Below are 21,575 nucleotides of genomic sequence, written 5' to 3' on the forward strand. Positions count from 1 at the left end.
TTACTGCGTCCCGGCCGCCGCTTCGCCCAAGAGCTTCTGGATGGTGGCCTGGTCGGCCTCGACCGGCTTGACCACTTCGCCTTCCGTCACCAATTCCTGGCCGGCGACGATGACACGTGCATCGGCTGGGATGCCGCCAAGCACCAGGCCGGTTGGCGTGTCGTCGACCAGGTCGATCGGGAAGAACACGACCTTGTTGTCCTTGTCGACGGCGCGAATACCGAGATCGCCCTTGTCGCCGAGCGTCACCACCGAGCGCGGCAGCATGACGGCGTCGGTCGGCTGGGCGCTCAGCCCGATCTCGGCCGTCATCCCGGCGGGAATGGTGCCCTCGGGATTGGGGATTGCGATCTCGACCCGGAAGGTGCGGGTGGCGGACGACGCGTCGCGGCTGATGTAGCGCACCGTGCCCTTGACGGTCTGACCACTGACCAGACGTACATTGGCTTCGTCGCCGATCTTCAGATAGCCGAGATCGCGTTCGCTGACCTCGCCGCGGGCGATCACCGGATCGAGGCTCAGGATGGTTGCCACCTCGCCGCCCTGCATCACGGCACTGCCAAGTTCCACCGGCACCCGGTCGATGACGCCGTCGAACGGAGCCCTCACCTCATTGCGATCAAGCTGGGCTTGCATGGCTTCCAGCATCGACTGCGCCAAGGTCAGGGTGGAGCGGGCGTTGTCGAGCTGCAGCTTGGGCAGATTGCCGGTTTTCGCCAGCCGCGTGGCCGCATCGAGTTCGGCCTGACGCTGCGCGACAAGCTGCTTTGCATTGCTGAGCGCCGAAAGCTTTTCCTCGGTGGCAAGCATCAGCACGAGGTCGCCCGTCTTGACGTGCTGTCCTTGCTTGACCGGCAGCTTGTCGATGATGCCGTCGACCCGGGTCGCCAGGACCGCGCGCTTGTCGGCTTCGGTCAGTCCGGAAATGCGGATGGCGCGCGCATAGGTGCGCCGCGGCGGGGTTATGACCGCGACGGTGCGCAACGACGCCTTCGGCTGTTCGGCCTCGGCAGCCCCTGAAGTCTGGGGCTTACCCGCGTCGGCCTTGGGTTGCTCGACTTCGCCCACCTTGGGTTTGCTGTCGGCGACTGCGCTGCCGACGGACGAGAACTGCCCTGTCGCCATCCAGGCAGCGAAACCGATAAGCACAACAATGGCTGCAAGCTTGTGAAACCTGATTTTCGGCATCGTCGTTTTCCAGTGCGCGGGGTTTGGCCAGACCGTGTCTTCTAACAACTACCGCGTCTTCTAAACTCGGACGCGCTGCCGATATGGGTGCGCGCAAGGCCGTGTTCAAATTGCCGTGATCGGCGAGACGCGCTTCTACATCAAAGTTGCACCGCAATATAGTCAGAAAAGTTGATGGATTATGGCGGCGCCGGACACGGTGCACCCGCCGCCATCCAGTTCTCGATCGCTTGATAGGTTTCCTCCGCCGAGCCCGGCGCCGGCTCGCGATCCTTTCCCGGCGCCCAGCCCCAGCCGACCAACCTGTCGTTGCGCACATGCAGCGCGACATCCCTGAGGCTGCGGCCGCCATTGCGGGCGGGATCCTTGATCTGGGCACAGATTTGCGCCGAGGACTGTTCGAACCAGGCCATCTCGACTGGCGCCAAATGCCAGTTCTCGGCCCCGGGAGGCCCATGCAGTACGTTGGAATTGCTGGAGAAATGACAGGTCGTGCAACGCAGGCCCGGATTGCCGAAACCCGAACCGTCGCCGCCGCGCTGGACATTGAAGGCATGAACGCGCGTTCCGCTATAATACGCGCCCGACCAGCGCGGCCGATCGTCGGCGACATGGCAGCCGGCGCAGCGCGGATGCGAGAACACCGCCTGGATCTTGTCCCATTCGGCCAGCCCCTTGGCTGCATCGACCGTTGCGGATGGCTTTACCCGGTCTTCTTGTGCGCTTGCGAAAGGGGCCGCCGCAAGCACCATGGCAGCAGCCGTCAGCATGGTGGGAAAGAATTTCATGCGAAGGCCACCTCCTTCGACAAGGGCAGCGTCCGGATACGCTTGCCGGTCAGTGCAAAGACGGCATTGGCGAGCGCCGGAGCAGCCGGCGGCGTGCCGACTTCGCCGACACCGCCCATCTTGTGGAAATTTTCCAGGATGGCGACTTCGAAGGTCGGGCATTGGAAGATGCGCATGGCGTCGTAGTCGTGAAAATTCGACTGTTCGACCATGCCGTCAGCGAAGGTGATTTCCTGACCCATCGCCGCCGACAAGCCATAGATGGCGGCCGAGATGAGCTGTGCCTCGATGATGCCGGGATCGAGCGCGGTGCCGACATCGGCGGCAATCCACACCTCCTCGATGCGGATGCCGGCCGGCGTGTCGGCGACCTGGACGATCTCGCCGACCCAACTGCCGAAGGAGAGCGTGAACGCCATGCCCTTGGCCTTGCCGGCGGGCAGCGCCTCGCCCCATTTCGCCATCTCGGCGACCTTCTCGACCACCTTGACCGCCGAGGGATAAGCGGCCATCAGCGTCTTGCGCAGTTCGACCGGATCGGTTTTCCCTGCGACGGCGATCTCGTCGAGAAAGCCTTCATGGAAGAAACCATTGATCGAACTGCCGACCGACCGCCAGGAGCCGACGGGGATGGTGACGGGGGCCGCGATGCCGGTCACCCTGTAGTTCGGGATCGTATAGGGCTGGTCATAGGCGCCATCGACAATGGACTTGTCGGGGCCAAGGGCCGGTATCGAAGGAAACAATCGGCGCAAGGTGCTGGCGATCATCGACGGCGAGGAGATCTTCATGTCGACGGCGACCGGCAGGCCGTCATCGCCAAGCCGCGCCTGGAACCTGCCGACCGCAGCCGGGCGGTAGGCGTCGTGGCGCATGTCCTCCTCGCGCGTCCAGGTTACCTTGATCGGACGCCCGCCTGTCTCCTTCGCCATCAGCGCGGCGCACAGCGCGTAGTCCACCTCGACGCGCCGGCCGAAGCCGCCGCCGAGGAAGGTGGTGTGGACATTGACCTTGTGCTGTTCGACGCCGACCACATTGGCGCAAAGCTGCCGCACCAGCGTCGGCGCCTGGTTGCCGCACCAGATGTCGAGGACGCCGTCCTTCAGCCGCGCCGTGGCGTTCATCGGCTCCATCGTCGCATGCGCCAGATACGGCACGGCATAGTCGGCCTCGACAATTCTTTCGCGCGGCGCATCGGCGAAGGCGGTATCGACGTCGCCATTGTCGCGCATCACCGACCCTTTGGTGCCGAGCGACTGCTTCAGCGCGTCGGAAATGGCAGCGCTGTCCAGCGGGTATTCGGGATCGGCCCATACGGCGTCGATGGCGTCGGCCGCCTTGAACGCCGCCCAGGTGTTTTCCGCAATGATGCCGAAGCCGTAGCCATAATTCGTTTCGATCGGCACGATCTTGACCACGCCAGATATCTTTTCGGCCTTTGACAGATCGGCCTTGACTGGCTTTGCCCAGAAGCGCGGACTCATCTTGACCGTGCCGAACAACATGTCCGGCAGCGCCACATCGATGCCGAAGATCGGCGCGCCGGTGACCTTGGCCAGCATGTCGACACGCTTTTGCGGCTTGCCGAGCAGTTTCCACTCGGCTTTGTCCTTGAGCCTGACTTCAGCAGGCGGCGCCACCGAAGCGGCAGCTGCGGCGACTTCACCATAGGTGACCGATTTGCCCGACGCCTTGTGCAGGACCCTGCCATTGGCTGTTTCCAGCTCGGCGGCGACGACACCGAGCTTTTGCGCGGCCGCCGCAATCAGCATCTGCCGGGCAGCGGCGCCCGCCTGCCGCATCTTGTCGAAGCCGTCACGTGTCGAGGCCGAACCGCCGGTCGCTTGCATAGCGAGGAACTTTCCGACCACGCCCATGCCGGCGCGCACCGCTTCGGCGGTCATGCTCTCGTCGAAAAAGGCGAAGGGGCCGCCCTCTTCCAGGATCGCCGCATTGTAATAGGCATGGGACACCGGGCCGAGTTCGACCTTGACCTGGTCGAGGTCGACATCGAGCTCTTCGGCGACCATCGCGGCGAGCGTCGTCGAGATGCCCTGGCCCATCTCGGCGCGCGGCGCGACTATGGTGATGGTGTTGTCGGCGCTGATCTTCACATAGGGATTGAAGGCTGCCTCGCCAGCGGCGAGATGGCCTTCCAGCGGATTGGCAAAGGGTTTGCGGTAATAATAGTAGCCGACGGCGACGCCGCCCGCGATAGCGGCCGCGCCGATGAGAAACGTGCGGCGGGCGATCTTTCCGACGCTGGCCATGATCAGAGCCTCGCCGTCTTGAGGACGGCGGCTCGTTTGATCGCCGCGCGGATCTTCGGATAGGTGCCGCAGCGGCAGAGATTGCCGCCCATCGCATTGTCGATGTCGGCATCGCTCGGGTCCGCGACCTCATCGAGCAGCGCCACCGCGCTCATGATCTGGCCGGCCTGGCAATAGCCGCATTGCGCGACCTGTTCTTCCAGCCAGGCCTGCTGCACCGGATGCAGTCTGCCCTCGATGCCGATGCCTTCGATGGTGGTGACCGCGCCGCTGACCTGACCGACCGGTAATGAGCAGGAACGCACCGGCTGGCCGTCGACATGCACCGTGCAGGCGCCGCAGGCGGCAATGCCGCAGCCGAATTTCGGCCCGGTCTTGCCCATGAGATCACGCAACGCCCACAGCAGCGGCATTTCGGGATCGGCATTGATATCGAATGACTGTCCGTCGACGGTGAGGCGCATGGGGATACCCTTCGTTGTCGTCCACCTGCCCTAGGCAAGGTGGCTTGGGCCGCCTTGTCCGTATACATCTTGACAAATTTCGTTATTTTGTCAATAGAGGCGTGGCAGATAGTGTTTGCCCATGATCGAGATCGAAGACATCGCCGACATAGACCCCAAACGCGCCCGCATCCTCGATGGCGCGATGAAGGTGTTTTTGGCCTATGGCTTTACCCGCACCACCATGGACGACATTGCGCGCGCCGCCGACATGTCGCGGCCGGCGCTCTACCTTCTGTTCAAGAACAAGACCGACATTTTCCGCGCCATAGCCATGATGCTGCTCGGCCGTTCGATCGAGCAGGCGAAAACGGCGCTTGCCGGCGAGGGCGCCTTCGCCGAGCGCATGACGCGCGCCATCGACGAAGCGCTGATCTCGATGATGCGCGCCGTCGTCACCTCGCCGCATGGCGCCGAACTCCTCGACATGAAATCGAGCGTAGCCGATCTGGTCGGCTGCTGGCGCGGCGGTCTTGTCGGGCATGTCGCTGCGGCGATCGAGGACGAGGCCGTGGGCAACGGCGTCGATCTCACCGCCAAGGGCTTGTCGGCAAAATTGCTCGCCGACATGCTGCTCGACGGGTTGGAAGGCATGAAGACCCGCATCAGCGATCCGGACGAACAGCGCCAGGCGGCAGCCGCACTGATCAGGGTGATCGATCTGGCCTTGCAAAAAGGCTGACGGTCCCAGGCGTTTCAGGCTTGGCGCCTCAGGCTTGGCGGCGTGCCGTCTCCGGCTTCTTGCGCGCCGCCAGGAATTCCTTGACCCGCCGGCCGGGTGCCGGGCCGCGCACCGGCTTGAAACCGTCGTCGAGTTCGCCGGAGAGATCGAGCGTCGGCCGTTTGCCAACGGCATCGTAGTTCTCCTCCAGCCAGTCGCTGGCGGCGGTGCGGCCAAGGTCGCGCAGATAGGTCAGGAAGGCCCATTCGGCATTGACCTTGGACGACGCCGACAGGTCCTTGAACGCCTCGTCGGCATCGATGCGGTGCATGCGAATGTCGCGATATTCGCCATGCGGCAGCCGGCCGGCGGCGATCAGCTCCTTAACGAAGGCGATCGAACGGAATTCGCGCAGCAGCCCGGCATTGAAGGTGATCTCGTCGATGCGGTTCTGGATTTCGTTGGCGCTCTTCGGCGTGCCTTCGCGCACCACCGGATTGATCTGCACCAAAAGCACGTCTTCGGTGGCGGCCGTCTTGAAGAACGGAAACAGCGCCGGATTGCCGCCATAGCCGCCATCCCAGTAGGGCACGCCCTTGATCTCGACGGCGCGGAACAATTGCGGCAGGCAGGCCGACGCCATCACCGTGTCGAGGTCGATCTCGCCGTCGGAAAAAACGCGCAATTGCCCGGTCTCGACATTGGTCGCCGAGATGAACAGTTCCATCGACTTGCAGGCGCGCACATTCTTAAAATCGATCTCCTGCTCGACCACGTCGCGCAGCGGGTTGAGACCGAGCGGATTGGCGACATAGGGCGAAAACACCCGCGACATGGTGTCGAAGAACAGATAGCCCGGCGTGTTCTCGATCGACCAATTGCCCCAGGCGACGTCCCACGGCATGCGCTGCACCGGGCTGAAGCGGCCCTTCAGCGCCACCGCGCGCCAGAAATCGTCGAGCTTGCGCCGCGCGCCATCGACACCGCCGCGCACGAAACCGTCGGCCAGCGCCACCGCGTTCATGGCGCCGGCGCTGGTGCCCGAAACCGCCGCTATCTCGAGCCGCCCGTCTTCCAGCAGCCGATCAAGCACGCCCCAGGAAAAGGCGCCGTGCGAGCCGCCGCCCTGCAGCGCGATGTTGATCTTCTTTTTTTCCTCCGCCTTGCCGTTTGTCGTCATGGCGTTGTCCTTGATGTGGGGCCAGATTTGTCGCGCGCGCCCGAATTCACTGGGCGGTCCAGCCGCCGTCGACCGAGATATGCGTGCCGTTGATCTGCACCGCCGCATCGGAACACAGGAACACCGCGGCTGCGGCGACCTGCTCGACCGTGACGAACTCCTTGGTTGGCTGCCTTTCCAGCATGACCTCGCGGATGACGGTCTCGCGATCCATCTTGTTGGCCTTCATCTGGTCGGGGATCTGCGCCTCGACCAGCGGCGTCAGCACATAGCCGGGGCAGATGGCGTTGCAGGTGATCTTCTCACACGCAAGTTCGAGCGCGACAGTCTTGGTCAGCCCCATGATGCCGTGCTTGGCCGAGACATAGGCAGATTTGAACGGCGAAGCGACCAACCCATGCGCCGAGGCGACGTTGACGATCCGGCCGCCGCCGGCTTGTTTCATCAGCGGGATGGCGGCGGCAATGGTGTGGAAGGCCGACGACAGGTTGATGGCGATGATCGCATCCCACTTCTCGACCGGAAATTCCTCCACAGGCGCGACATGCTGGATGCCCGCATTGTTGACGAGGATATCGACCGAGCCGAATGTTTCGGCTGCCTTCTCGACCAAGGCCCGGCATTCGGCCGGCTTCGACATGTCCGCCTTGATATAGGCGGTCTTCACTTTGTGGTGTTTGGCGATCGCATCGGCAATCGCATGATCGTCCGCCGTATCGGAAAAGGAATTGACGACAACATTGCAACCTTTGGCCGCGAGCGCTTCCGCAATGGCCAGGCCGATGCCCGAGGTGGATCCGGTGACGATGGCGGTTTTTGTACTGGGCAAGGCGGAATCCTCAATGCTGCGCTAACAGGAACATATTGCAGTGCAGCATATATGTCTTGCGCGCCGTGAAAACACCGGCGTGATCGGGCAAATGGCATGAAATTTTTGTCATAAGGATGCATCTCTCCGCTTTGGCGGAGAGATGCACAAGTTGATCACGATAGCTGCGACGGCCCGACGACGCTGTCCTGCTTGGAGCAAGCCCCTGCCCGTGCAATCGGTCGACAGACAGACTTCAGGCAACGAGCTCCGGCACCGGTCCGACATAGCGCGATTGCGGGCGGATGAGACGCCCGGTCGTCTGCTGCTCGCGCGCATGGGCGATCCAGCCGGCCACGCGCCCGGCGGCAAAGACGTTGGTGAACGCCTCTTTCGGGAAGCCTGCCGCCTCCAGCAGCAGCGCGGTATAGAATTCGACATTGGTCTGGAGCGAGCGTGACGGTTTGGCGACCCGAAGGACGTCGAGCGCTGCCTGCTCCACTTTTTCGGCGAATGCCAAACGACGACCAGCCCCGTCCTCACTGCCGAGTTGCCGAACCACGGCTTTCAGCACGTCGGCGCGCGGATCGCGCACGCGGTAGATGCGGTGGCCGAAGCCCATGATGCGTTCGCCATGCTGGATTTCGTCGCGCAGCCAGCCGGCAGCATCGCCATGCGCCTCGATCGCGTCGAGCATTTCGATCACCGGGCCGGGCGCGCCGCCATGCAGCGGCCCCTTGAGCGCGCCGAGCCCGGCCAGCACCGACGATGTCAGGCCGGCCAATGTCGAAGCGACGACACGGGTGGCGAAGGTCGAGGCGTTGAGGCCGTGGTCGCAGACGGTGACCAGATAGGTGTCGAGCGCTTTTGCCAATGCTGTCGACGGGACCGATCCCTTGAGCATTCTCAACATGTCGGCGGCATGATCGGCCTTGCGATCGGGTGCAATTGGCTGCTCGCCGCGCTCCAGGCGCAAAAGAGCCGGTGTCAGCACCGCAGGCGCCGCGATCAGCCGCAAGGCGTCCGTCAGGGTCTTGTCGTCGGGCAGCAGCGCCATGCCCGCGCGCATGGCGCTGTATACGTCAAGTGGAGCCAGCAGCGGCTGCGAAGGCCGGAGCCGCTCGAACACGTCGGCGCGAGCCTCGCCCAATCTTGCCGCCAGTTCAGCATCACTGGGTAGATCATCGAAGAAGCCATCCAGAAGCAAGCGAACCACCTGCGCGTAGCGCCAGCGGCCGGCCAGTTCCGGCAACGCATGGCCCCTGATCGTCAGATGCCCGCCAAAACCATCGACATCGGAGAGCACCGTCTCCGCCGCCACCACGTCATCGAGCCCGTTTGCCATGTCTGTCTCCTTGCAGCTTTTCTCCACAAAAGATAAGGGTTGGGCCATGCAGTAATCAATCTTGATCAATATAATCAATATCAGGTTCGAAATGTCTGAATGGCTGTCGCGCGAAGAGGTGCTGGAAAGGCTCAAGGTGCGGCCACAAACGCTCTACGCCTATGTCAGCCGCGGCCGCATCGGCATGCGGCCGGATGAGACCGACCCGCGCCGCAGCCAATACCGCGCCGACGACATCGCCGCACTTGCCACACGCCGGGCGCGCGGACGCAGTCCCTCGGCCATCGCCGAAAGTGCGATTGCCTGGGGCGAGCCATCGATCGCTACGGCGATTTCGACCGTTGTGCACGGTCGCCTCATCTACCGGGGTCAGGATGCCGTTGCGCTCTCGAAATGGGCCACGCTGGAGGAAACCGCCGCCGTGCTCTGGGCCCTGGCTGAACCGATGGCTTTCAACGCACCGTCGTCTGAGGCGCCTCATCCAGTCGGCCGCGCCTCGGCCTTCGCGCAGCTTGCCATGCTGGCCAGCCAGGGAAGGTCTTCACTTGGACGCAGCGCTGCCTCGCTGTGCACTGAGGCCGCGCACACCGTTGGAGCGCTGGCTCAGTCGCTGGGCGCTGTAGCCGGCACAAACCCTGTCCACCAACGATTGGCGCAGGGCTGGTCGGTGGATGGCGGCGGCGCGGAAGCGATACGCTGCGCCCTTGTCCTGCTTGCCGATCATGAACTCAACGCATCGACCTTCGCTGCCCGTGTCGCGGCCTCGACCGGAGCCTCACCTGCCGCATGCCTGCTGGCCGGCCTGGCAACCCTGTCCGGCCCGCGCCACGGAGGCGCCGGCGAAGCGGTAATGCAACTCGCCGACGACGCGGCGCGGCACGGCGCCGATGCGGCGATCCGGCGCTGGCTCGGCCATGACCGGCCGTTGCCAGCGTTCGGCCATCCGCTCTATCCCGAGGGCGATCCCCGCGCCATAGCACTTTTGACGGCCATTCCTGTCGACGAGACACTGCAACAACTGGAAAAAGCTGCCTTTGCCGCAACCGGCACGCACCCGAACATCGACTTTGCCCTGGCCGCGCTGACGCGCAGTTTTGGCCTGCCACGCGATGCGCCATTCCAGCTGTTTGCGCTTGGACGCAGCGTCGGCACGACCGCGCATATGGTCGAACAGATAGCGAGCGGCAGCAGTATCAGGCCGCGCGGACGCTACGAGGGGCTGCTGCCGTAAATCGCCAGAGCGCTATGCACTCACGACATGGTGTCGAGCTTGCGCTGCATGGCGGCGATCTGCTCTTTCAACTCCTGCAGGTCGTCGGGTTTTTCCGGCGCATCCTTCCTGGCTGGTTCCGTCGGCGCCGTGCCGGGGCCATTCGAGCCGGCGGGCGGAAATGGTGTGAACAGGCGCATTGCGTTCTGGAACATCTCCATGTTGCGGCGCGTCTGCTCTTCCAGCGCCTTAATCGGCGTGGCGATCTTCATCATGTCCAGCGGTGACTTGCCGATCGCGCCCTTCATCTGCTCGCGGAAGCGTTCCTGCTCCTTTGCGAAGGCGATCATCGACTGTTCGAGGAAGCTCGGCACGATCATCTGCATCTGGTCGCCGTAGAAGGCGATCAGCTGGCGCAGAAACGGGATCGGCAGCATGTTCTGCCCGTCCTTGTTCTCCAGCTCGAAGATGATCTGGGTCAGCACCGGATGCGTTATGTCGTCGCCGGTCTTGGCATCCTGGACGGTAAACTCCTCGCCCTTCTTGACCATGTCGGCCAGGTCCTCGAGCGTCACATAGGTGCTGGTGCCTGTATTATAGAGGCGGCGATTGGCATATTTCTTGATGATGATTGGTTCGTCTTTCGCGGCCATCTGCATCCCTCCCCGGACACCGGCGCACTTGAGTAAGCAGCCGATAACGATTGCGCCTTTTCAAGGATATGCGCAAAAGCGTCACAATTCCAAGCGGTTTGTGCAGTGCGAGATCAATTAATGCTGCATGGCGGGCTAAATATGCTGCGCAGCAACGAAGGCCCTCTTCTCATAAGTGCGGGCAAGCCGCTTGCTACGCATGGCCGGCATGCCCATTTCCGGTTTGACTTGAGTTGTGGAACGGGCAAGAAAAGTCCCTAACGACACTCAAAACACGATCCCCTGAAGTCTGGAGAAGAACATGTCCGCTTCCAACACCATCGTCGTCGCCAGCGCGGCGCGCACGCCCGTCGGTTCCTTCAACGGCGTCTTCGCCAACACGCCGGCCCATGAACTGGGTGCCGTCGCCGTCAAGGAAGCGCTCGCCCGCGCCGGCGTCGACGGCAAGGAGGTCGACGAGGTCATCCTTGGCCAGATCCTGACCGCGGCGCAAGGCCAGAACCCGGCGCGTCAGGCGGCGATGGCCGCCGGCGTGCCGCAGGAGGCGACCGCCTGGGGTCTCAACCAGCTTTGCGGTTCGGGCCTGCGCGCCATCGCGCTCGGCATGCAGCAGATCGCCCAGGGTGACGCGAAGATCATCGTCGCCGGCGGCCAGGAATCGATGTCGATGGCACCGCACGCGCAGCATCTGCGTGGCGGCGTCAAGATGGGCGACTTCAAGCTGATCGACACCATGATCAAGGACGGCCTGACCGATGCCTTCTACGGCTACCACATGGGCAACACGGCCGAGAACGTCGCCCGCCAGTGGCAACTGACCCGCGACGATCAGGACAAGTTCGCCGTCGGCTCGCAGAATAAGGCCGAGGCCGCGCAAAAGGCCGGCAAGTTCAAGGACGAGATCGTCGCTGTCACCATCAAGGGCAAGAAGGGCGACACGATTGTCGATCAGGACGAATACATCCGCCACGGCGCGACCCTCGAAGCCATGGCCAAGCTGAAACCCGCCTTCGACAAGGAAGGCACCGTCACCGCCGCCAACGCCTCCGGTATCAATGACGGCGCCGCCGCCGCCGTGCTGATGACCGAAGCTGAAGCCACGAAACGCGGCATCACGCCGCTGGTGCGCATCGTTTCCTGGGCCACCGCCGGCGTCGACCCGCAGATCATGGGCACCGGACCCATCCCCGCCTCGCGCAAGGCGCTGGCCAAGGCCGGCTGGTCGGTCGGCGACCTCGACCTGGTCGAGGCCAACGAAGCCTTCGCCGCGCAGGCCTGCGCCGTCAACAAGGACATGGGCTGGGATCCCTCGATCGTCAACGTCAATGGCGGCGCCATCGCCATCGGCCACCCGGTCGGTGCGTCCGGCGCCCGCATCTTCAACACGCTGGTTTTCGAGATGCGGCGACGCGGCGCAAAGAAGGGCCTTGCCACGCTGTGCATCGGCGGCGGCATGGGTGTCGCCATGTGCGTGGAAGCGTTGTGAGGACATCAAAGTGGAGACAGAGCGGTGAAGCCGTGAAATAGTCGATTGGTGAACGGGGCTCGATCGCCGCCAGAGCGTTGCCTCGTCCACTGAATGCCGTCCATGAATAAAAGGGGAGGATATCATGACAAAGGTTGCAATCGTTACGGGCGGGTCGCGTGGCATCGGCGCGGCCATATCGATCGCGTTGAAGAATGCCGGCTATTCGGTTGCCGCGAACTACGCCGGCAATGATGAAGCCGCGCAGAAATTCAAGGCGGAGACCGGCATCCCCGTCTACAAATGGTCGGTCGCCGACTACGATGCCTGCGCCGCCGGCATCGGGCGGGTCGAGGCCGATCTCGGCCCGGTTTCCGTGCTGGTCAACAACGCCGGCATCACCCGCGACGCTATGTTCCACAAGATGACGCGCGAGCAATGGAAGGAGGTCCTCGACACCAACCTGTCCGGCGTCTTCAATATGACGCATCCGCTGTGGGGCGGCATGCGCGACCGCAAATTCGGTCGCGTCATCACCATCTCCTCGATCAACGGCCAGAAGGGCCAGACCGGCCAAGTCAACTATTCGGCCTCGAAGGCCGGCGACATCGGCTTCACCAAGGCGCTCGCCCAGGAAGGGGCCCGGGCCGGCATCACCGTCAATGTCATCTGCCCCGGCTATATCGCCACCGACATGGTCATGGCTGTGCCTGAAAAGGTGCGTGAATCGATCGTCGCTCAAATCCCTGCAGGTCGGCTCGGCGAGCCGGAGGAGATCGCGCGCTGTGTCGTCTTCCTCGCCTCCGACGACGCCGGTTTCATCACCGGCTCGACCCTCACCGCCAATGGCGGCCAGTACATCACCTGAGGCTTCAGCAGGGACGGAGCGGGAATGTCCATCGCCGCCCCCAGCAAGACTCCAGCGCTACGCCCTGACCCAATCCGGCACGCAAAGGTTAAGGGTGGCTCAGCCGCGTGTGCAAAACCGGTTTCACAACCTGTGGATTCTCGGTGGAAAACCTGTTCACAACACAACATGTTGGGGTGAACAAAACAGGAATTCCGACCTATCTCTGATTCGTCGTCGTTTCGTTCCGGCTTTGACCGGAACGTTAACGACGAAGCCCGAAATCACGGCCAGAAAAGTTAAGACGCATTAGGAAACGTCAATAATTTCATTACCTTGGAGAGGCCGGCCGGTCAGCCGCGTTCGTTCCCCGGCAAAGATTAACGACGGCGTTCTCTCTGCATGAATCGGGCCAATTAACCGATTCAGCATGTGGTGCGTAATGCCACCAGAAAATCCAGATGTAGCCGTGAACAAACCCTGAATCCGCGCGAGTCAGTGATTCGTCGCCGATTCGTTCCAGACTCGTTCCACCTGTTAATTCGGGAACAGAATCCGGCGTCCGAATGGAACCTTCGGCCCGCCGTTGGAACATTCCGCTTTCGCTTCGTGCGCGAAATCCCTATGTGTGCGCTGTCACACGCGCCACCACTGGCGTGCTCCCCGGCAACGAGCGGCAGAAGCGTTATTTCCGAGCCGATGAACATCCAGCCGAAACACACTGAGCCGCTGATCCTGTCGGGCCGCGACGTGACTGCGGTGCTCGGTCCGACGAACACCGGCAAGACCCATCTCGCCATCGAGCGCATGGTAGCGCATGACAGCGGCGTCATCGGCCTGCCGCTCAGGCTGCTCGCCCGCGAGGTCTACACCCGCGTCTGCGAGAAGGTCGGCGCCCACAAGGTGGCGCTCATCACCGGCGAGGAGAAGATTCAGCCGGTCGGCGCGAAATACTCGGTCTGCACAGTGGAAGCCATGCCGCGCGAGACCGACGCCGCCTTCGTCGCCATCGACGAGGTTCAGCTTGCGGGCGATCTCGAGCGCGGCCACATCTTCACCGACCGCATCCTGCATCTGCGCGGCCGCCAGGAGACGCTGCTGCTGGGCGCTGCCACCATGCACGGCATCCTGCAGCGCCTGCTGAAGGGCGTGTCTGTGGTGACCCGGCCACGCCTGTCGCATCTGGCCTATGCCGGCTCGAAGAAACTGACCCGCTTGCCCAGGCGCACGGCGATCGTCGCCTTCTCCGCCGACGAGGTCTACGCCATCGCCGAACTGATCCGCCGCCAGCAGGGCGGGGCCGCGGTCGTGCTCGGCGCGCTCAGCCCCCGCACCCGCAACGCGCAGGTGGCGCTGTTCCAGGCGGGTGATGTCGATTACCTCGTCGCCACCGACGCCATCGGCATGGGGCTCAACCTCGATCTTGACCACGTCGCCTTCGCCCAGAACCGCAAATTCGACGGCTACCAGTACCGCAATCTGACGGCGGCCGAGCTCGGCCAGATTGCCGGTCGCGCCGGCCGGCATTTGCGCGACGGCACCTTCGGCGTCACCGGCCAGGTCGATCCGCTGGACGAGGAGCTGGTCAAGAAGATCGAAGGCCATGATTTCGATCCGGTGAAAGTGCTGCAGTGGCGCACCGCGCATTTCGATTTCGCCAGCCTCGATGCGCTGAAGCGCTCGATCGAGACCAACGCGCCGGTCGAAGGCCTGACGCGCGCGCTGCCGGCGGTGGACGCGCAGGCTTTGGAGCACCTCTCCCGCGACGAGGAAATAAGGGCGCTCGCCACCGATCCCGGGCGCGTGGCGCTGCTGTGGGAAGCCTGCGCGCTTCCCGATTACAGGAAGATCGCGCCGGCCCAGCATGCCGACCTGATCGCCTCGATCTACATGGACCTTGCCAGGCATGGCCATGTCGACGAGAATTACATGGCCGAACAGGTGCGCCGTGCCGACACGACAGAGGGCGACATCGACACGCTGTCGCACCGGATTGCCCAGATCCGCACCTGGACTTTCGTTTCCAACCGGCCCGGCTGGCTGGCCGATCAGGCACACTGGCAGGAAAAGACGCGCGAAATCGAAGACAGATTGTCGGATGCGCTGCATGAGCGGTTGACGAAACGCTTCGTAGACCGCAGGACTTCCGTCCTCATGCGGCGCCTTAGAGAAAATACCATGCCTGAAGCCGAAATCAGCCCAACCGGAACCGTCCTCGTCGAAGGCCATCATGTCGGCGAATTGCAGGGGTTTCGCTTCACCGCAGACCAGAGCGCCGGTGGCGAGGACGCCAAGGCAGTGCGCACGGCAGCGCAGAAGGCGCTTGCAGCCGAATTCGAGGCACGGGCCGAACGTTTCGGCGCCTCAGCCAACGGCGATATCGCGCTCGGCTCCGACGGCACGCTGCGCTGGATCGGTGCACCGATCGGCACGCTGGTGGCAGGCGACGAAGCATTGAAGCCGCGCCTGGTGCTGCTGGCCGACGAACAGCTTACCGGTCCCGCCCGCGACAAGGTCGCGGCGCGCGCCGAGCGCTTCGTCAATTTTCAGATCGAGTCCTTGCTGAAGCCGCTGGTCGATCTCAAGAATGCCGATCAGATTACCGGCATCGGCCGCGGCATCGCCTTCCAGCTCGTCGAGCATTTCGGCCTCATCAATCGCCGCGACATCGCCGAGGAGATGAAGTCGCTCGACCAGGAGGGCCGTGCCGCACTGCGCCGGCTGGGCGTGCGCTTCGGCGCCTACCATGTCTTCGTGCCGGCCCTGATCAAGCCGGCGCCGGCCGGACTGGTCACGCTGTTATGGGCACTGAAGAACGACGGCAAGGACAAACCAGGCTTTGGCGACGTCGTCCATGCGCTTGCGTCAGGCCGCACCTCGGTGGTCATCGACCCCACTTTCGACAAGACCTTCTACAAGCTTGCCGGCTACCGCAATCTCGGCCGGCGCGCGGTACGCGTCGACATCCTTGAGCGGCTGGCCGACCTGATCCGTCCGGCGACCAACTGGAAGCCGGGTCTGGGACAACGCCCCGACGGCGCCTATGACGGCCAGTCCTTCATGGTGACGCCGCCGATGATGTCGATCCTCGGCGCCACCGCCGACGACATGGAAGAGATCCTGAAAGGCTTGGGCTATCGGGCCGAACCGAAACCGGCTGCCGAGGTGAAGGCGCGGCTGGAAGCGCAGGACAATGCCGCGCGCGAAGCGGCCGCGGCGAAGCTGGAAGAGGCCGCCCGCGCCGAGCAGACCAAAGCGGCGGCAGCCGCTGCAACAGACGTAGCCGCGGAGGCCTCGGTCGAGGGTTCGGAACCGGCCGTCGCTGCTGAAGCTACCGTCGAGATTGCTGCCGAGCCCATCTCGGAAGCAGCAGCGGAACCTGTAGCGGAAGAGCAGCCCGAAGCTGCACCCGAAATCACAGAGGCTCCGTTCGCAGCGGAAGCCGCCGCCGAGGAGCCTGCTGAACCGGCTGCCGAGCCAGAGGCCGAAGCCGAACCTGTTGAGGCCGCACCGGCAGAGGCAATTGAAGCTGCAACGGAACTGGCACCGGCCGAACCAGCCGCAGTGGCGGAGACTGCCGCTGGCGAGCCCGCGGTGGAAGCCGAGGAGCCGAAACCGATCCTGCTTTGGCGGCAGGGTCGCTTCGACCAGCGCCCCCGCCACCGCCACCATGACAATCGCGCTCGCCCACGCAACGGACAGGCTGCGCAGGGCCGTGACACGCCGGCAGGCGCCGAAGGCGCACCCCGGCCGACCCATGAAGGTCGCCGCGACCAGCGCGACGGCGCCGGCAAGCCGCGCTTCGACCGCTCGAAGTTCAAGCCCAAGCCGCAGGGTGAGGGCGCGGAACGGCGTGATGGCAAGCCGCATGGCGAGCGTCCTGACCGGCGCGACAACAGGCCCGACTGGAAGGGCGGCAGGCAGGACGGCAAGGGCGGCGCGCCAGGCGGCAAGCCTGCTTTCCAGGCCAAGCCGCGTGAGGAGCGCCCGGTGCGCTTCGATCCGGACTCGCCCTTCGCCAAGCTCGCCGCGCTGCGCGACCAGCTGAAGAAATAGCGCAGCTCGGTCCGATGGTCGCTGAAGGCCGCCAGCGCATCGACAAATGGCTGTTCTTTTCGCGCGCGGTGAAATCGCGTTCACTGGCGGCGAAACTGGTGGTAGCCGGGCGCGTCCGCATCAATCGCGACAAAGCAGCGCAGGCCTCCGATATGGTCAGGCCCGGCGACGTGCTCACCATCACGCTTGATCGGCGCATCTTTGTCTGGAAGGTGCTCGGCACGGGAACCCGGCGCGGCCCGGCCGAGGAGGCGCGCACGCTCTATGAGGACATGTCGCCGCCGCCCACGCCGAAGGGCGAGGCTATTCCCGACGCAATTCCCGCGCTGCGCGAGGCCGGCAGCGGCCGCCCGACCAAGAAGCAACGCCGGGAAACCGACCGCCTGCTGGGCGACGACTAGGCAATCGCCAACCTCCATCGGGGCAACCGTCTGGAATTCCATTCCCGGAACGCCGATATCGGTGGGAATGGCCGCCCTTGCATGCAGCGGGCAAAGGCGTTACCTCACCAAAAAAGCCCAACAAAATGGGACGTCCCGGAGCCGACCGATGACCTATGTCGTGACCGACAATTGCATTAAATGCAAATACATGGACTGTATCGAGGTCTGTCCGGTCGACTGTTTCTACGAAGGCGAGAACATGCTCGTCATCCATCCCGACGAGTGCATCGACTGCGGTGTCTGCGAACCGGAGTGCCCGGCGGACGCGATCAAGCCGGACACCGAGCCGGGCCTCGACAAATGGCTGCAGATCAATACCGAATACGCCGAAAAATGGCCCAACATCACGGCCAAGAAAGAGCCTCCGGCAGACGCCAAGACCTTCGACGGTGAGGCCGGAAAGTTCGAGAAATATTTCTCCGCCGAGCCCGGCGAAGGTGATTGATGGCAATGCCGGCTCAGCCGGCATGACGTTGCGTAACAGCCATGATACATTAACTGCCTTGACAGGCAGCGGTTGTGCTCGGCCTTCGCGTATGCAGCAAAACCTTGATTCTTCCGACTTTTTGTGCTACATCAGCCAAACATGCCGGTGACACAACGTCGATTTATGGCGCCAACGCCCCAAATCACTGAAAGGTGAACTTCTCAATCCGGACCAGAGCAATCTGGGGCAGGCGGTCGCAATTTATGCGGTTTGCCGTCCTGGCTTTTCCGGTGGGTTCATCTGTTGTGCGGCTAACGGTCGGTAGTCCGATCGCATGAGTTCAGCCGGCGCCGCCATGCCGGCACCACAACAAGGAGTTCACGGCGTAATGGCAACGATCACCCCGCAGAAGAAGTCCACCGCAGCACGTCACGGTTTCAAGACCGGCGAGTACATTGTCTATCCGGCGCATGGCGTCGGCCAGATCGTCTCGATCGACGAGCAGGAAGTTGCAGGCCATAAGCTGGAACTGTTTGTCATCGACTTCCAGAAAGACAAGATGCGCCTGAAGGTTCCGGTCGCCAAGGCGACCTCCATCGGCATGCGCAAACTGTCGGAAGAGGACTATGTCGAGCGCGCGCTGAAGGTCGTGCAGGGCCGCGCCCGCGTCAAGCGCACCATGTGGTCGCGCCGCGCCCAGGAATATGATGCCAAGATCAATTCCGGCGACCTGATCTCGATCTCGGAAGTGGTGCGCGACCTCTACCGCGCCGACAACCAGCCGGAGCAGTCCTATTCCGAACGCCAGCTCTATGAGGCGGCGCTCGACCGCATGGCTCGCGAGATCGCCGCCGTCAACCGCATGTCGGAAACCGAAGCGGTCCGCCTCATCGAGGTGAACCTCAACAAGGGTCCCAAGCGCGGCGCCAAGGCCGACAACGAGGAAGCCGAGCAGGAAGAAGCTGCGTGAGCTTTCCGCTCCTCGAATTTGAAAGACCCGGCCTCGCGCCGGGTTTTTTGTTTTGAGAGAGGCCCGCGGACCGGCAGAGAAATCTATCCCTCGCCGCCGCTTTCCTTCTCCGCCTCCTGCTTCAAGGTCGCAATGAACCGCTTGGTCCGTTGCCGCTCCGGATTGCTGAACAACACGGCGGCCGGACCTTTTTCGACGATGACACCGGCGTCGAGAAAAACCACCTCCTGCGCGATCTTGGAGGCGAGCCTGAGATCATGCGTCGCCATCACCATGGTCGTCCCTTCGATGGCGAGCTGGCCGAGCACGTCGACCACCTCCTGCGCCAGTTCGGGATCGAGCGCCGAGGTCGGCTCGTCACAGAGCAGCACTTTCGGCGACGGCGCCAGCGCCCGGGCAATCGCCACGCGCTGTTGCTGGCCACCCGACAGCGTCGCCGGCCAGGCATCGGCCTTGTGCGCCATCCCGACCTTTTCGAGCAGCGCAAGCGCCCGCTCGCGCGCCCTCTCCGTCGGCCATTTCAGCACTGTGACCAGCCCCTCCATGACATTTTCGATCGCGGTGCGATGCGGAAACAGCTGGAAATTCTGGAACACCATGCCGGTCTGCAACCGCAAGCGCTGGATATCCCTCGTGGAGATCTTGATCCCCGGTCGGAATTCCAGCGTGTCGTCGCCGATGCGCACCGTGCCCAAGGTCGGGATCTCCAACAGGTTGATACAGCGCAGAAGCGTGCTTTTGCCGCCACCCGAGGGGCCGACAAGGGCGGTGACGCTGCCTTCCTCGATGGTGACGGTCACCCCTTTGAGCACAAGATTGTCGCCAAAGCGCTTCTCGATATCGGTGAGGCCGATCATGAGCGCGCCTCCAGAAACCCGCCATAGCGGTTGAGGCGAACCTCCAGCCGCGCTTGCAGTGCCGAGAGAACCGAGCTCAGGGCCAGATAAAGCGCCGCCGCCTCAACATAGAGGATCAGCGGCTCATAGGTGGTGGCGACGATGCGTTGCGCTGCCTGGAACATTTCCGGCACCGTGATGGCTGCGGCCAGCGACGTGTCCTTGACCAGCGAGATGAAGGTGTTGGATAGCGGCGGTACCGCAACGCGGCCGGCCTGCGGGAGAATTGTGCGCCGCATCGCCTGGCTCCAGGTCATGCCGATCGAATAGGCTGCCTCCCACTGCCCTTTCGGCACCGAGCCGATGACGGCGCGGATGATTTCCGACGTATAGGCGCCGATGTTGAGGGTGAAGCCGATCAGCGCCGCCGGAAAGGCGTCGAGCAGGATGCCGACCGAGGGCAGGCCGTAGAAGATCAGGAAGAGCTGCACCAGAAGCGGCGTGCCGCGGAAGATCCAGACATAGAAGCGGACCACGGCGACCAGGGGTTTTGGGCCGAACAACCGGATGAGCGCCGCGACCAGCCCAACGAACAGGCCGAAGGCGAACGACAGCAGCGTCAGCGGCACGGTGAAGATCAGCGCCGCCCACAACAGCGTCGGCAACGAGTCCAGCATCAGTTGCAGCCAGTGCGGCACGAGAGGCCCCTCCTAGAGCATGATCCCGAAAAGTTGCAGACTTTTCGGACAAGATCATGCGAACAAAGGCATGTCGCGCAAAAGTGCGCAGCGGTTTTGCGATAACGACATGCATCAAAACAAGAACTTAAAGCGCGTCGCATGAATCCGTTCAATGGGACGCGCTTTAGCAAGATCGCCCTGCATATCATGCGAAAAGCGGCGAGCCGTCAAAGACGGCTCGCCGCGAAACAGTCCGGGCCGACCGGCGGCCGGCCCGCTCCGTGAAAATCATGTTTACTTCGAAACGTCCTGACCGAAATAGGTGTCGGCGATCTTCTGGTAGGTGCCGTCGGCCTTGATATCGGCCAGCGCCTTGTTGATGGCGGCGACCAGCTCCGGATCGCCCTTGCGCACGATGACACCGGAATAGTCGGCGTTTCCTTCCTGCGCGGCGATCCTCACATTGGCGTCGGGTTTCTGCTTCTTGAAGTCTAGGAAAGACAGACTGTCATTGATGGTGGCGTCGGCGCGGCCGGTAAGCAAGAGCTGAATCGACTGGTCGAAGCCGTCGGTGCCGACGAGTTCGGCGCCGTTGGTTTCGGCAAGCTTGCCGAAATTCGAAGTCAGCGACTGCGCCGCCTTCTTGCCCTTCAGGTCGGCGAAACCCTTGATGTCGGTGTTGTCGCCGCGCACGATCAGCACTGCCTTGGAGGCGATATAAGGATCGGAGAAGTCATATTTGGCCTTGCGCGCCTCTGTGATGCCGACCTGGTTGATGACGGCGTCGTAGCGGTTGGCGTCGAGGCCGGCGATCAGCCCGTCCCATTTGCCTTCGAGGAACTCGGCCTTCACGCCAAGCTTGTCCGCGATCGCCTTGGCGATCTCGACGTCGAAACCGACCAGCGCACCCGAGGCATCATGATAGGTGAAGGGCGAGTAGGTACCCTCCGTGCCGACTTTGAAGACCCCGGCCTGCTTGATCTGGTCGAGATTGGCGCCAGCATGGCCTGATGTGACGGCCAGAACCTGCAGCGTTCCAGCGATGATAAGCGATGTAAGCCATTTCATTTTTCTGTGATCCCGTTCTTGGCCGGTATCCGGCGCTTTGTGAATGGCTGGAAATTGGCAGATGCGGGCAAGCAAAATAAGGAATTGGATTTCAAAGTTGGGCCAATCTAGAAATCTCATTCTCAATAGGCCGCTCAATCGCCACGAAGACATCCCCGTGCGCTGCCGCCATGCCTT

19 protein-coding genes are annotated in these 21,575 nt (G+C 63.2%); 8 read left to right on the forward strand and 11 right to left on the reverse strand.

The window, feature by feature from the left end; all coding sequences use genetic code 11:
- The 4 genes from OHD62_RS14605 to OHD62_RS14620 all read right to left on the reverse strand — a co-directional run bounded on the left by OHD62_RS14605 (position 1) and on the right by OHD62_RS14620 (position 4,710).
- Complete coding sequence (locus tag OHD62_RS14605) at positions 1-1,188, reverse strand: efflux RND transporter periplasmic adaptor subunit (RefSeq protein ID WP_263783490.1); 1,188 nt, start codon at positions 1,186-1,188, stop codon at positions 1-3.
- Between the two features lie 179 nt (positions 1,189-1,367).
- Entirely contained in the window at positions 1,368-1,976 is a 609-nt protein-coding gene (locus tag OHD62_RS14610; RefSeq protein ID WP_263783491.1) for a hypothetical protein, read from the reverse strand.
- Positions 1,973-4,246 (reverse strand): xanthine dehydrogenase family protein molybdopterin-binding subunit, encoded by a 2,274-nt coding sequence (locus OHD62_RS14615; RefSeq protein ID WP_263783492.1) that lies wholly within the window; start codon positions 4,244-4,246, stop codon positions 1,973-1,975. The genes OHD62_RS14610 and OHD62_RS14615 overlap by 4 nt, the downstream gene beginning before the upstream one ends.
- 2 nt (positions 4,247-4,248) lie before the next feature.
- Entirely contained in the window at positions 4,249-4,710 is a 462-nt protein-coding gene (locus OHD62_RS14620) for a (2Fe-2S)-binding protein (RefSeq protein ID WP_263783493.1), read from the reverse strand.
- A gap of 121 nt (positions 4,711-4,831) precedes the next feature.
- Here OHD62_RS14620 and OHD62_RS14625 point away from each other — a divergent pair, with 121 nt between their 5' ends.
- Positions 4,832-5,431, forward strand: coding sequence for a TetR/AcrR family transcriptional regulator (locus tag OHD62_RS14625; RefSeq protein ID WP_263783494.1), 600 nt, complete (start codon positions 4,832-4,834; stop codon positions 5,429-5,431).
- Between the two features lie 28 nt (positions 5,432-5,459).
- Here OHD62_RS14625 and OHD62_RS14630 read toward each other — a convergent pair whose 3' ends face one another.
- The 3 genes from OHD62_RS14630 to OHD62_RS14640 all read right to left on the reverse strand — a co-directional run bounded on the left by OHD62_RS14630 (position 5,460) and on the right by OHD62_RS14640 (position 8,743).
- Positions 5,460-6,590 carry a patatin-like phospholipase family protein gene (locus OHD62_RS14630; RefSeq protein WP_263783495.1) on the reverse strand — a complete coding sequence of 377 codons (1,131 nt, stop codon included), beginning with the start codon at positions 6,588-6,590 and terminating at the stop codon, positions 5,460-5,462.
- 46 nt (positions 6,591-6,636) lie between these two features.
- On the reverse strand, positions 6,637-7,419 hold the full coding sequence (locus tag OHD62_RS14635; RefSeq protein WP_263783496.1) for a 3-hydroxybutyrate dehydrogenase: 783 nt from the start codon (positions 7,417-7,419) through the stop codon (positions 6,637-6,639).
- Positions 7,420-7,654: 235 nt separating this feature from the next.
- A complete protein-coding gene (locus OHD62_RS14640) occupies positions 7,655-8,743 on the reverse strand; it encodes a citrate synthase/methylcitrate synthase (RefSeq protein WP_263783497.1) in 1,089 nt (362 codons plus the stop codon).
- Between the two features lie 91 nt (positions 8,744-8,834).
- Between OHD62_RS14640 and OHD62_RS14645 the strand changes: the two genes are divergently transcribed.
- A complete protein-coding gene (locus tag OHD62_RS14645; protein ID WP_263783498.1) occupies positions 8,835-9,974 on the forward strand; it encodes a citrate synthase in 1,140 nt (379 codons plus the stop codon).
- Between the two features lie 20 nt (positions 9,975-9,994).
- Here OHD62_RS14645 and phaR read toward each other — a convergent pair whose 3' ends face one another.
- Positions 9,995-10,606, reverse strand: a complete 612-nt coding sequence (gene phaR, locus OHD62_RS14650; RefSeq protein ID WP_263783499.1) for a polyhydroxyalkanoate synthesis repressor PhaR — start codon at positions 10,604-10,606, stop codon at positions 9,995-9,997.
- Positions 10,607-10,907: 301 nt separating this feature from the next.
- Between phaR and OHD62_RS14655 the strand changes: the two genes are divergently transcribed.
- The 6 genes from OHD62_RS14655 to OHD62_RS14680 all read left to right on the forward strand — a co-directional run bounded on the left by OHD62_RS14655 (position 10,908) and on the right by OHD62_RS14680 (position 18,814).
- Complete coding sequence (locus OHD62_RS14655; protein WP_263783500.1) at positions 10,908-12,092, forward strand: acetyl-CoA C-acetyltransferase; 1,185 nt, start codon at positions 10,908-10,910, stop codon at positions 12,090-12,092.
- 124 nt (positions 12,093-12,216) lie between these two features.
- On the forward strand, positions 12,217-12,939 hold the full coding sequence (gene phbB / locus OHD62_RS14660) for an acetoacetyl-CoA reductase (protein ID WP_263783501.1): 723 nt from the start codon (positions 12,217-12,219) through the stop codon (positions 12,937-12,939).
- A 678-nt stretch (positions 12,940-13,617) separates the two neighbouring features.
- The gene (locus tag OHD62_RS14665) at positions 13,618-16,974 is read left to right on the forward strand and encodes a helicase-related protein (RefSeq protein ID WP_263783502.1); all 3,357 of its coding nucleotides are present in this window, start codon (positions 13,618-13,620) and stop codon (positions 16,972-16,974) included.
- A gap of 14 nt (positions 16,975-16,988) precedes the next feature.
- A complete protein-coding gene (locus tag OHD62_RS14670; protein ID WP_263783503.1) occupies positions 16,989-17,375 on the forward strand; it encodes an RNA-binding S4 domain-containing protein in 387 nt (128 codons plus the stop codon).
- A 148-nt stretch (positions 17,376-17,523) separates the two neighbouring features.
- Positions 17,524-17,862 carry a ferredoxin FdxA gene (gene fdxA, locus OHD62_RS14675; protein ID WP_008873823.1) on the forward strand — a complete coding sequence of 113 codons (339 nt, stop codon included), beginning with the start codon at positions 17,524-17,526 and terminating at the stop codon, positions 17,860-17,862.
- A gap of 370 nt (positions 17,863-18,232) precedes the next feature.
- On the forward strand, positions 18,233-18,814 hold the full coding sequence (locus tag OHD62_RS14680) for a CarD family transcriptional regulator (protein WP_006327799.1): 582 nt from the start codon (positions 18,233-18,235) through the stop codon (positions 18,812-18,814).
- Positions 18,815-18,897: 83 nt separating this feature from the next.
- Here OHD62_RS14680 and OHD62_RS14685 read toward each other — a convergent pair whose 3' ends face one another.
- From OHD62_RS14685 to OHD62_RS14695, 3 genes are all read right to left on the reverse strand, one after another.
- Complete coding sequence (locus OHD62_RS14685; RefSeq protein WP_263783504.1) at positions 18,898-19,671, reverse strand: amino acid ABC transporter ATP-binding protein; 774 nt, start codon at positions 19,669-19,671, stop codon at positions 18,898-18,900.
- Positions 19,668-20,348: an ABC transporter permease subunit gene (locus OHD62_RS14690; RefSeq protein ID WP_263783505.1), complete on the reverse strand. Its 681-nt coding sequence runs from the start codon at positions 20,346-20,348 to the stop codon at positions 19,668-19,670. The genes OHD62_RS14685 and OHD62_RS14690 overlap by 4 nt, the downstream gene beginning before the upstream one ends.
- Before the next feature lie 276 nt (positions 20,349-20,624).
- The gene (locus OHD62_RS14695) at positions 20,625-21,398 is read right to left on the reverse strand and encodes an amino acid ABC transporter substrate-binding protein (protein WP_263783506.1); all 774 of its coding nucleotides are present in this window, start codon (positions 21,396-21,398) and stop codon (positions 20,625-20,627) included.
- Positions 21,399-21,575: the final 177 nt, after the last annotated feature.

The sequence above is a fragment of the Mesorhizobium sp. YC-39 genome (assembly GCF_025753795.1).
Classification (GTDB): domain Bacteria; phylum Pseudomonadota; class Alphaproteobacteria; order Rhizobiales; family Rhizobiaceae; genus Mesorhizobium.